The following is an 11,748-nucleotide window of genomic DNA, read 5'->3' as shown; positions in this document are numbered from 1 at the left end:
GCTCAATGGACTGCAATGTCTAGATTCAAATTTTTCCCAAGCCTGACGCGACATAAATTGCCGCTGGGCTTTGTGGCGTTGTTCAGTGTGGCTCTCGTCGCCAGCTTGGTTTTGCACGGCCCCCCCACGGTGAGGGCGCAAAACCCCAGCGAACTGCAGCGGCAGCAGCAGACGGTCGATCAAAAGCGCCAGGGCATCACCCAGCAGCGTCGCCAGGTTCAGCAGCAGGAAGGGTTAGCCCGAGATCGTCTTCAAGGCATTAAGCGAACTCTACAGGCTACCGACGCCCAAATTGCAGAGAATGAGGCCAAACTAGATCAGGCCAAAACAGACCTAGAACGGCTCGAGAAAGAGCTAGTTGTGGCCAAGGCCAGCTATGAGCAAAAGCAAGGAAACACCTCTGCTCGCCTGCGCTTTTTACAGCGTCAGCGGAATACCAACACCTGGGCTACGCTGCTGCAGAGCAACACCCTAGAGCAGCTACTCGATCGCCGTCGTCAGCTCAAACTGGTCTACCAATCGGACCAAACAGCTCTAGTCTCCCTAAAGGCAGATCGCGATCGCCTCACCGACCAGCGGCTACAGGTCGAAATTCAGAAAAATCAGATTGCCCTGATCAGTCAACAGCTTTTGGGCCAAAAAGCGAACTTCCAAGAAGACGCCAAAATTCAGGGGCAGCTCGTTAACCGCCTGCAAACCGATCGTCAGGCTCTAGAAGCTGCCGAACTTCAGCTTGCACAAGACTCCCAGCGCATTGCTACGATGCTGCAGCAGCGTTTGAGAGTTCCCGGCCTCCCGAGCAGCGCCCCGCCCCCCACCAGTAGCGGACAGTTTCAAATCCCCGCCAATGGACCTATTACCAGTTCCTTTGGCTATCGCTATCACCCCATATTGGGCCGCGGGAGGCTCCATAGCGGCATGGATATTGGTGCGCCCACAGGAACCCCCATCTACGCCGCCGAAGCCGGAACCGTGATCACAGCAGGCTGGAATGGCGGCTATGGCAACTGCGTGATTATCAGCCACGGAAACGGTTTTACAACGCTCTATGGTCACGCCAGCGAGCTGTACGTGGTTCCAGGGCAATCTGTACAGCGGGGACAGCCCATTGCCGCAATTGGTTCTACAGGTCTCTCGACGGGGCCACATCTGCACTTTGAGGTGCGCTTCAACGGTGAGCCCACCGACCCCGCCCCCTACCTTGCCTAGTAAGCACTCAGAAGGGCTGCTATAACCAAAACAGTATTGGGATTGGAGAGCATAGTGTTACGAAGGTCGTTAGTGAAGTTCTTCTTTCGGAAACCGACTGCTCAGCAACGCTTACAAACCAGCCGTTCTCAGAAGCAATCGCCGAAGATTCAGGTGGCGTTTCAAAATGGCTCCTTCCAAGTCTCAGGACTAGACGATTGGCTCGCACACTGGCAGGAACCTTATTATTTTCTGATCACGATTCCCTGGGCTGGGTTCATCTTAATCGCCACCCTTGTCTATGGCTTGATTAATACGTTATTCGCGGTCGCCTATTTACTGGGGGGAAACGGCATTGCCAACGCCAGTCCCGGTTCTTTTTGGGATGCGTTTTTCTTCAGCGTCCAGACCTTAGGCGCAATTGGCTACGGGGCGATGCATCCGATCACCCCCTATGCTCACTTCCTCGTGACCTTGGAGGCGTTGACGAGCATCCTGTTCACGGCATTAGTAACAGGACTTGCTTTTGCTCGCTTTTCACTCCCCAGCGTTCGCGTGATGTTCTCTGACTTTGCTGTGATCACGCCCTACAATGGTGTCCCGACTTTGATGATTCGCGCCGCCAACCAGAGACGCAATAAGATCTTAGAGGCAAAGCTGCAGATGTATTTTCTGCGAGACGAAATCAGTATTGAAGGAACGGCCATCAGACACATCTATACCCTGCCCTTGTTGAGAGATCATACACCCAGCTTTAACCTGCCCTGGACGGCCATGCATCCCATCAATGAGCATAGTCCCCTGCGGGGGGCGACGTTAGAATCACTGCGGCAGACAAAGGCGGTACTGCTGGTGGCCTTAACGGGCGTCGATGAGACCGTGGCCCAAGCACTCCATGCCCGCCACACATACAGCGTGGATGAGATCCTGTGGAATCAGGCTTTTGTGGATATTTTCTATGACTCCGAAGATGGGCATCGCTACGTTGACTTTACCCACTTCCATGAAGTGACAAGTACTATCCAGTCAGAGGAAGCCAGCATTCAATGAACACCGCAAGCATAGTGCAGATTTTAGCCTTTGTGGGAGTCTTGACCCTTTATCTGATTTGGTCAGCGAAAACCGAAATGGGCACTAAACGATCTAAGAAAGAGTAGCTGAGTCTCATTGGCTGAGTCATAGCCTGTCTTTAGCTTTTCCATGCCGGATGGTTGAGAAGTGCGTTCATGACCTGGACACCGCGTAGCTGATTGGACAGCGGTAGATGCCCCTTGGGAGCCGTTAAGTCCCAGGTGAAGCCATCAGGATAGCGCGTCCAGTCGCGTCCAGTGCGCCAGTCAATTTTGGACCAGAGCGCTTCCCAGTTGCGACCCAATGAGAGCCAGAGCTGACGCTGGACTGAGAAACCAAACTTGCCCTCTGAGTGAACAAACCACAGCCGATCCATCGTCTGTAAGTCAGAGATGGGAAACTGCTCAATTTGCGTAAAGTAAATCCATTTACGCTTAACGGCAACTGGCCCCTCTAATTCGCAGAGCTTGTGCAAGGTGAGGCGATCGGCTTCTTCAAACTGTTGGCGGGCTAAAAGCTTTTGAAGCGGCAGGTAGTCAGCTCCCACCTCAGAGTTGAGAGCTACGACCCCGGCGGGAAAGTTCTCCTGTAGAAAGGTTTGGGTCTCGTCGGTCTCTGTCTGCAGAAGGAGTTCGTAACCGCGTCCATCGATAAAGGTGGCTACATCTTGACGACGGTTGAGGAGAAAACGTTGCAAAACCTGACATCCGTCAGCACCTGCAGCTTGGAGCTGCGCCATCACTGGGAGCTGTGTCTTTTCAGAGCCGGTGGTGAGCTGAGATTCTAGCTCAGCAATATCTGGATGTTCCACTGATGTCGCTGATGCGTCCATAAAAACGTATGAGCTGTTAGTACAATTCGGTTTCCCCGTACCCTAACCTATCAAAAAGCTAGGGTTCTGACGAGTGCGAGGTGGCGGGCAGATATTTGACCATCTTTAAGAATGGCAACTATTCGCGCTAAGTTTGACAGAGTTTTGAATAATGAGTAAGAAATCCACTTTCTCTCTGTAATCATGGCTTTTGCTTGTAAACGGTGAGAACAGTGGACTGACAAGAGGTAAACCGTTACCTAGAGGATAGAGGAGACTTATGAGCTGGGAAAAAGCCGTATCGCAGAATGAACTCGCTCAAGAAGGAGCGAGACAGGTCGTTAAGATCAGCCAGAAAAAGGTTGTGCTCCTGAATCATCAGGGCGAAATCTATGCTGTGGAGAATTCTTGTCCCCACATCAAGGCACCGATGTCGAAGGGCAAGGTTGTTGATGGCACTATCGTTTGCCCTTTCCATCGCAGCGTGTTCGACCTAAAGACAGGGGCCGTGCAGGACTGGTGTCCTTTCCCGCCGGGGGTGGGTAAGCTGTTCGGCAAAATAAAGTCGGAGACGGCGCTGGCGGTTTTCCCGACCCGCATTGAAGACGGGAGTGTTTGGGTCGATATTGGGACTTGATGTCGCAAAACGTCCGCAATTCATCAGCATTCACTGCTGGAGGTACGAGCATAATCATGGGTTAGGAATCTAGAGGCTACTTGCGATCGCAACCACAGTCGCTTCAATCTGCTCGTCAGAGTGTAGAGAAGTGACAAAGAACCTGACCCGCGCAGAATTATAAGGCACCGATGGGAACACCATCGGTTGTGCGTTAATTCCGCATTGGAGGAGCAACCGCGATAGCTGAACCGCCCTATAGGGTTCACCTACAATAATCGGAATCACAGGAGAATCATGGCTTGCCCCTGTATTCAACTTCATCTCTTGAGCAAGCTGCAAAAATAGAGCCGACCGCTCTCGGAGCTGCACAACCCGCTCGGGCTCCTCTTTTAACACCTGAATCGCTTTTAATGCTGCCGCTGTATTCGCCGGGGATATGCCGACACTGAACACAAAGCCCGGAGAGGTGTACTTGAGATATTCCACCAGCTCTTTGCGACCTGCAATATAGCCGCCACAGCTCGCGAAAGATTTACTGAGTGTCCCCATCCATAGATCGACATCTTCAGCTGCAATGCCGAAGTGTTCACCGACTCCGCGTCCGGTTGCGCCCAAGGTGCCGATGGAGTGAGCCTCATCCACGAGCAAAAAGGTTTTGAACTTCTGCTTGAGGGTCACCATCTCGGGTAACGGAGCCAAGTCGCCATCGGTACTGTAGACGCCCTCAACGGCGATCAGTACCTTTTCATAGGACTGTCGATGGTCTTGCAAAAGCTGCTCTAGAGCGTTGCGATCGTTGTGCGGAAATTCAATCACCGTTGCCCCTGAAAGCTGACAGCCCTCCCGGATGCTATTGTGACTCAGGGCATCACAAAGAATCAGATCTTTTTCACGGAATAAATGCCCGATGGTGGTGACGTTGGTGGCGTGTCCCCCGACAAAGACAATGCTGTCTCCAGTGCCTAAAAAATTAGCAATCTCTTGCTCTAGCTGCCGATGGATGGGGCGTTCTCCAGCGACGACTCGGCTGGCTGACACTGATGTTCCATACTGGCGAATGGCGGCTTCTGTGGCTTCGATAATTCTGGGATCGCCTGAGAGGCCCAGGTAGTTATAGCTGGCATAGCTGAGCAGCTCTTGGCCTCCAATTTGGGTTTTGTCGCGGGCCGTCCCTTCATGGACCTCAAAAAACGGGTTCCCTAGTTCTTCAACGCGATCTAAATCTTGCCGAAGATTGAGATATTCCGGGGATTTATGAAACTGGTAGAACTGATCGGGGATATCAGGTAGGGGGATATTTTCTAGATGGGGGGAGGGTTCTGGCTCAGTCTTGACCGGTTTTGAGGACTGAATGATATCGGACGTAGCCTTTGCAGTATCTGTCAAAGCAGAAGATTCTGTCGGGAGCGACGTTTCGGACAGAGCCTGAACATTATCCCCAAGCAACAGATCTTGATTGAGATAGTCTGCGAGGGACTCGACCGTGGGGTAATCAAAGAGGGTCGTTTGAGAAATGGTGCGGTTGAAGCTGGCCTGGAGTCGGTTGTTGAACTCGACCGCCATCAGGGAGTCCATGCCGAGGTCAGCAAAATTATCTTGGGGTTCGATCAGGTCCATGGAGCTGTAGCCAAGGACTTTAGCTAACTGGCTGCGAAGGTGGTTTTGGATGGTGGAGATGCGATCGCAACTCTCAGCCCCCATCAACTGCTGCATCAGCTCCGATGGTCCTTTCTGTTCCAGCGTCGGGCGAACTTGCTCTAAAAACGGTACCGCCGCCGCCTCTGGCAATTGAGGAATAAACTTCGACCAATCAATCGGTAGCACGCCGATCTGAGCGGATGTCTGGGTTAACAGCCCCTCTAAAATCTGTAGCCCTTGGTCCGGCAGAATCGCTTCAATACCCTGATCGGTCATGCGCTGCTGATCAATGGCGGAAAGCTGCGCGGCCATACCGGCCTTGCCCCACGGTCCCCAGTTGATGCTGAGCCCAGGAAGTCCCTGGGCGTGGCGCAGGTACATCAAGGCATCCATAAAAGCGTTGGCGGCGGCGTAGTTGCCCTGGCCGGGGGAGCCAAGCAGCGATGTCATTGAAGAGAAGCAAACGAAGTGATCGAGTTCTAGATTTTGAGTAAACTCATGGAGATGCCAGGTTCCCATGATTTTTGGGGCTGCTACAGTGGAGAACTGCTCCCAGTTTAGGGTTTGGAGCATTCCGTCATCTAGGGTACCTGCGGCGTGGAAGATTCCTTTTAGGAGTGGTTTATTGTCTAGGGAACGATTGGACTTGGACTGTTTGGTGCTGCGTTGCCCCCCCCAGCCCCCCAATTCTGGGGGGAGAGTACCTGAAGATGGGGATGTCTCTTGATGGATATCTGATTGAGGCTGCTTCGTAACGTCTCGACTCTCTCGATTTTTTAATTCTCGGGAGATATCGAGCTTTTGTCTTCTTTTCCCCCAGGATTGGGGGGCTAGGGGGGCCAGTGCAACGTTTGAGCTATCAAATGGCGCAGGTGCAGCCGCATAATCATACGGAGCTAGCAATCGAGTAACGTCTTCTCGCCGCGAGATATCAGCTTGCACCACTTGGACCTGCACTCCGGTTTTCTCTATGGCTTGAATCTGCTCCTGTGCTTTGGGGGCAGGCGATCTCCGACTGACCAACACCAAATGCTTTGCCCCCTGCTCGACGAGCCAGTGAGCCACTTCTAGCCCCAACCCGCCCAACCCGCCTGTAATCAAGTAGGCTCCATCTGCTCGGATACCAGGCGGATTGTGTTCATCCAGGGTGACAACGACTTTACCGATATGTTTAGCCTGGGCCATGTAGCGGAAGGCATCGGCTGCTTTTTCGATGGGGAAAACTTTGTGTGGGAGTGGTGTGAGAGAACCCGCTTCAAACTGACTCAGCAACTGGGTCAGCATCGTGGCGATGAGGACCGGATCTTGCTGAGAGACTTCGAGTAAATCAAAGGGATAATAGCTTGCATCTGAGCGGAGTTGGGTCACTTGCTCAGCATTCCAAATGCCGATTTTGCCAATTTCAACAAAGCGGCCTTGGGGGGCCAGGGTCTCTATACTTTTGGGAATAAAGTCTCCGTTGAGGCTATTGAAGACAATATCAACCCCCTTCCCGTTGGTGAGTTCCATGAGCTGATCGGCAAATGCTAGGGTGCGGGAGTTCATGACATGCTGAATGCCCGTCTCTTTGAGGAACTGCCATTTGCCGGGACTGGCGGTGGCGTAGATTTCGGCCCCGACTTGCTGAGCAAGTTGAACGGCAGCTTGACCCACGCCGCCTGCTGCAGAGTGAATGAGGATGCGCTCTCCCTTCTTAATCCCAGCCAAGTGACAAAGACCGTAGTAAGCGGTCAAAAAGGTGGTGGGAAGGGTCGCGGCTTCGGCAAAGCTAATTTTTTCTGGTTTGGGGATCACAAACCGGGCATCGACGGTGACGAATTGCCCCAAGCTGCCAACGGCCTGAGCCGCAATGACCTGATCACCAATCTTCAGATTTTCAACTTCAGAACCCACTGCGATAACTTTTCCAGAACACTCTCCACCGAAAGGAACCTCTGTTGCTTGGGCAAAACCCATTTTTTCAAGGGTGGGCTTCAGCATTCCGAGGGCGTTGAGGACATCGCGGAAGTTAATTCCAGAAGCACACACCTCAATTTCAACATCAGAGGATGCCAAGGGATGACGCTCCGCAGGCAGTAAAGAGAGATGATCTAAAACTCCATATTCTGTCAGCCCCAGTCGAAAGGCTCCGTCTGGACGCTGGGAGACAGTCTTGGAGGTTCTGGGGACGAGGCGGGCACCGTAGCGATCGCAACCTCGAAACGCCACCTGATTCTCATCGTCGGGCTGTCGCAAATTTTGAACGAGAGCCTCTAAAGTCTCCTCCGACGGCTCAGCATCCAAGTCCACACAGACACAGTTCATCCCTGACTGCTCTAGACGAATCACCCGACCTAGCCCCCATAACGGTGCCTGTTGGGGGGCTTCCAGTTGGTCAGTGATCGCCTGTGCCCCAGCAGTCATCAGCCATAGCTTAGGTGGCGAGGTCTCAGATGCGATCGCCTGCACCCAATGCAAAACAGATCCACAGCTTTGCAGCTGATTCTGTTGAAGGTCATCTGCAACCTGCTCTAAATCACCACTATCTAAACTCCATAGATGGAGAATTTGGTCAGGACGCTGCTCTTTTTGGAGTAACTCTTGCCAGAGTTGCAGAAAGTCTTGGGGCTGAGCAGGATCAACGGTATAGCCAGCTGGCGATATTGATGCACTAGAAGAGAGATAAACAAAAGTACAGAGATCGCCTTTTTCCTCTAGGTGATGGGCAATTTGCTTTGCATATCCCTGTCGATCTGCAAAAATCAACCATTGATGAGGCTCAGACTGTTCGGTAACTTCTGCGAGGGGCTGCAGTTGCCAAATCGGTTCATAGAGCCAGTGGTCGAGCGGGTCTGCCTGCTTCACCAATCGTCGTAATACAGCAGGGCTGACGGCCTGGAGCTTGAAGTCAATCAGTTCCGCGAAGATCGCGCCTGCATCGTCCATCAACTGTAGGTTAGCCTTTCGGAACGCGGCAGAGTCCTCACCGGGTTGAAGCAGGGCGTGGCACCAGATGTCTTTACCGGGGGGATGATAGAGATGGATGCGATCGCAACCCACAGGCAAGTACGTTTCGCTTTCCGTAAACACCGCTCCCAGCGTCTGCAAGCAGGCATCTAGTAAAGCAGGGTGAATTTGGTAACGATCTTCATCTGTCACGCCTTCCGGTAAAGCAATCTGGCTTAGGGCCTGTCCCTCTTCTGCCCACAGTTTTTGAATACCCCGAAAACAAGGACCATAATTCAGTCCCCGTTTTTGGAGATCATGATAATGGTCTCCAACTTCAATCGGGGAAAGCGGTAGTGCCTGTAATACTTCAATATCTTGGGTAGCCGTGCTGCTTTTCTTGCTATGAATACGGCCCGTTGCATGACGAAGCACGGGGGATGTTTCTTCCCCAATACCTAGACTGAAAATCTCTAGCTGATACGCACATTGATCAGGGATAAAGACGCACTGCAGCGTGCAAGCCTCAGTCAGTAATAAAGGTTGCTCAATGGTGAATGATTCCAGGATGAGCGCATCGTGATCATAGAGCTGCCGTGCCGCAGCCAACGCCATCTCAATATAAGCAGTAGCAGGGAGGACAACTTGATCCAGCAAACAATGATCGCTCAGATAGGCTGGACTCTCAGCACTGATTAGAGCCTGAAATCTGATCTCAGCAGAACCGGCTAAATGCAGCCTTGCGCCCAATAGGGGATGAGCCTTGGAAGTATGACCATTGAGAGACCAAGGTTGCGATGGCCCCTGGCCTACCTTCGGTAATCGCATCCCCGGCAGCTCCGCAACGTCCCACCAAAAACGCTGCCGCTGAAAGGGGTAGGTCGGCAGATGAACATATTGATAGCTGGGATAAAGCTGGGACCAATCAACTGAGGCACCCAGGGTATAAAGCTGTCCCACACTGCGCCAAAGCTGAGCGGGGTGTCCGAGCCTCAAGCTCGGTAGCCAATTATTTTCGGGCCGAGGCAGGCAATTATGACCCATGCCGCAGAGGATTGGCTTTGGCCCCATTTCTACAAAGGTGCGATATCCTAACTGGTACAGAGTTTCCATACCGGCTTGGAACCGGACTGGCTCTCGAACGTGGCGACACCAGTAGTCAGGCGTGGCGATTTCGTCGGTGACCAACGCACCCGTTAGATTCGACACCAGCGGAATTTGGGGCGTGTGATAGGTGACTTGCTGGGCAATCTGTTTAAATTCATCTAGCATCGGCTCCATCAGCGCTGAGTGAAAAGCGTGGGAGACCTGAAGTACGTCGGTTTTGAAGCCTGCATCGATCAGGGCTTGGGTTAGAGTTGCGATCGCATCTCCCTCCCCAGACAACACCAAGCTTTGCGGCCCATTGATAGCAGCAATCGTCACAGCAGCAGGCAGAAGATCCTTAATCTGTGATTCACTCGCCGCCACCGCCACCATGGCACCGCCGCTCGGCAATACCTGCATCAACCGTCCTCGCGCGGCAATCAGCCTCAAACCATCTTCAAGACTGAAGACCCCCGCAACGCAGGCGGCGACGTATTCACCAACGCTGTGCCCGGTAACGGCAGCGGGATGGATGCCCCAAGATTGCCAAAGCTGGTAAAGCGCGTACTCAATAGCAAACAGCGCGGGCTGAGTATAAGCCGTTTGGTTTAAAGGAGAATCCTCGCTTTTCTGGGATGGATAGAGAACGTCGAGTAGTGGAATCTCTAGCTCAGAGCGTAGGACTTTGTCGCACCGATCCAGCACATCTCGGAAGACGGGCTGCGTCTCATAAAGCGCTTGCCCCATGCCTTCGTACTGAGATCCTTGGCCTGTGAACAGGAAAGCGAGCGTCAAATCCTGACTAGCGATGCTTTTATGAATATTGGAATGATCTTCGCCAGCCAGAAAATCCGAGAGGAAGTCTTGCAGCTGCGTGAGTGAGTCGGCTGCGATCGCAAATCGATGCGAGAAGCTTGTCCGTCGTAGATTGGCAGTTCCACACAAATCATTGAGATCAAGATCAGACTGCTGTGCTAAAAAGTTTAGATAGTGTTGCGCCAGATCGTTGAGGGCCGCTTTATTTTTTGCCGAGCAGGTAAAAACGTGATGGGCTTGTAATGCAGCCGGTGCTGCTGCTGTTTTTCCGGGAGCCTCCGCGACGACGACATGGGCATTAGTGCCACCAAAGCCAAAGGAATTGACGCCCGCTAGGGCCGGTGCTGTTGTGGGCCAAGGGGTGAGCGTTTTTTGTACATAGAAGGGAAGATGCTCAAAGTCGATGGCGGGGTTGGGGGTCTCAAAATGTAGGTTTGCCGGGAGTTTCCGCTCTTTTATACAGAGTGCAGCTTTAATTAATCCGGCGATGCCCGCTGCCGTTTCGGCATGGCCAATGTTGGTTTTGACCGATGCGATCGCACATTCATCCCCTGCCGATCGTCCCTCAACCAGCACCTCGCCCAGAGCCTCCATTTCCACCGGGTCACCAATCTTAGTGCCCGTGCCGTGGGCCTCGACGTACTGCACCTGCCCCGGCGACACGCCTGCCTGCTGGTATGCCTGACGCAACACCACTGCCTGCGCCTTGGGATTTGGAGCCGCCATCCCGTTACTAAATCCATCCTGATTGACGGCACTTCCCTTGATCACCGCATAGACCGGGTCACCATCTGCCTGCGCTTGGGCCAGCGGCTTCAGAAGCACAATCCCCGCCCCTTCACTGCGAACGTAGCCATCGGCCTTAGCATCAAAGCTCTTACAGCGACCATCAGGGGCCATAAAGCCCCCCTTTGAGAATCCCGCCGTCACGGTGGGCAACAGCAGGACATTCACGCCCCCCGCCAGCGCCTGACTCGACTCTCCCGTCCAGATGCTCTGACAGGCCAAATGCACTGCTACCAGAGACGATGAGCAGGCCGTATCAATCGCTAAACTAGGGCCCTTTAGGTCGTAAACATAGGAAATTCGATTGGCCGCAATACAGTTGCCCGTCCCCGTCGTGGCGTAGGGATCATTCACCGGATCCTGCCACATCATGATGGAGTAATCGTGAGTCCCGACCCCAATGAATACCCCGGTCCTAGATCCTCGGAGATGTTCGGGAATTTGCCCCGCATCTTCCAGGGCTTCCCAGGTGACCTCCAGCAGCAGTCGCTGCTGCGGATCCATACTGGCGACTTCGCGGGGGGCAATGCCAAAAAACTGAGGGTCGAAGCGATCAATGCCCTCCAAGAAGCCTCCCCAGCGGGTATTCGCTTTATTAGGCGCGCCGGGGTCTGGATCATAGAACCGATCAGCGTCCCACCGAGAGTTAGGGATGTCGGTAATCGCATCTACCCCATCGCGCAGAAGCTTCCAAAATGCTTGCGGCCCTTCCGCCCCCGGAAATTTACAACCGATGCCAACAATCGCAATGGAGTCCAGGGTCATGGTTGCCTAAAAATCTTCAAACGGTACTGAGCGGAGCTAAACG

The 11,748-nt window shown here is 53.2% G+C and carries 5 protein-coding genes; 3 read left to right on the top strand and 2 right to left on the bottom strand.

The features are described 5' to 3' along the window. Positions 1 to 15 precede the first annotated feature (15 nt). Both C1752_RS11355 and C1752_RS11350 read left to right on the top strand, forming a co-directional pair. The gene (locus tag C1752_RS11355) at positions 16 to 1,209 is read left to right on the top strand and encodes a murein hydrolase activator EnvC family protein (protein WP_110986189.1); all 1,194 of its coding nucleotides are present in this window, start codon (positions 16 to 18) and stop codon (positions 1,207 to 1,209) included. A gap of 54 nt (positions 1,210 to 1,263) precedes the next feature. Next, on the top strand, positions 1,264 to 2,238 hold the full coding sequence (locus tag C1752_RS11350) for an ion channel (protein WP_233501534.1): 975 nt from the start codon (positions 1,264 to 1,266) through the stop codon (positions 2,236 to 2,238). Between the two features lie 139 nt (positions 2,239 to 2,377). Here C1752_RS11350 and C1752_RS11345 read toward each other — a convergent pair whose 3' ends face one another. Continuing rightward, the gene (locus C1752_RS11345) at positions 2,378 to 3,091 is read right to left on the bottom strand and encodes a GUN4 domain-containing protein (protein ID WP_110986187.1); all 714 of its coding nucleotides are present in this window, start codon (positions 3,089 to 3,091) and stop codon (positions 2,378 to 2,380) included. 259 nt (positions 3,092 to 3,350) lie between these two features. Here C1752_RS11345 and C1752_RS11340 point away from each other — a divergent pair, with 259 nt between their 5' ends. Continuing rightward, positions 3,351 to 3,707 (top strand): Rieske (2Fe-2S) protein, encoded by a 357-nt coding sequence (locus tag C1752_RS11340; protein ID WP_110986186.1) that lies wholly within the window; start codon positions 3,351 to 3,353, stop codon positions 3,705 to 3,707. A gap of 69 nt (positions 3,708 to 3,776) precedes the next feature. On the opposite strand, the gene C1752_RS11335 is transcribed toward C1752_RS11340, so the two are convergent. Then, entirely contained in the window at positions 3,777 to 11,705 is a 7,929-nt protein-coding gene (locus C1752_RS11335) for a type I polyketide synthase (RefSeq protein ID WP_110986185.1), read from the bottom strand. Between the last annotated feature and the right edge of the window lie 43 nt (positions 11,706 to 11,748).

This window comes from Acaryochloris thomasi RCC1774 (genome assembly GCF_003231495.1).
Lineage (GTDB): Bacteria > Cyanobacteriota > Cyanobacteriia > Thermosynechococcales > Thermosynechococcaceae > RCC1774.
This window is presented reverse-complemented; position numbering and strand designations above follow the sequence as displayed.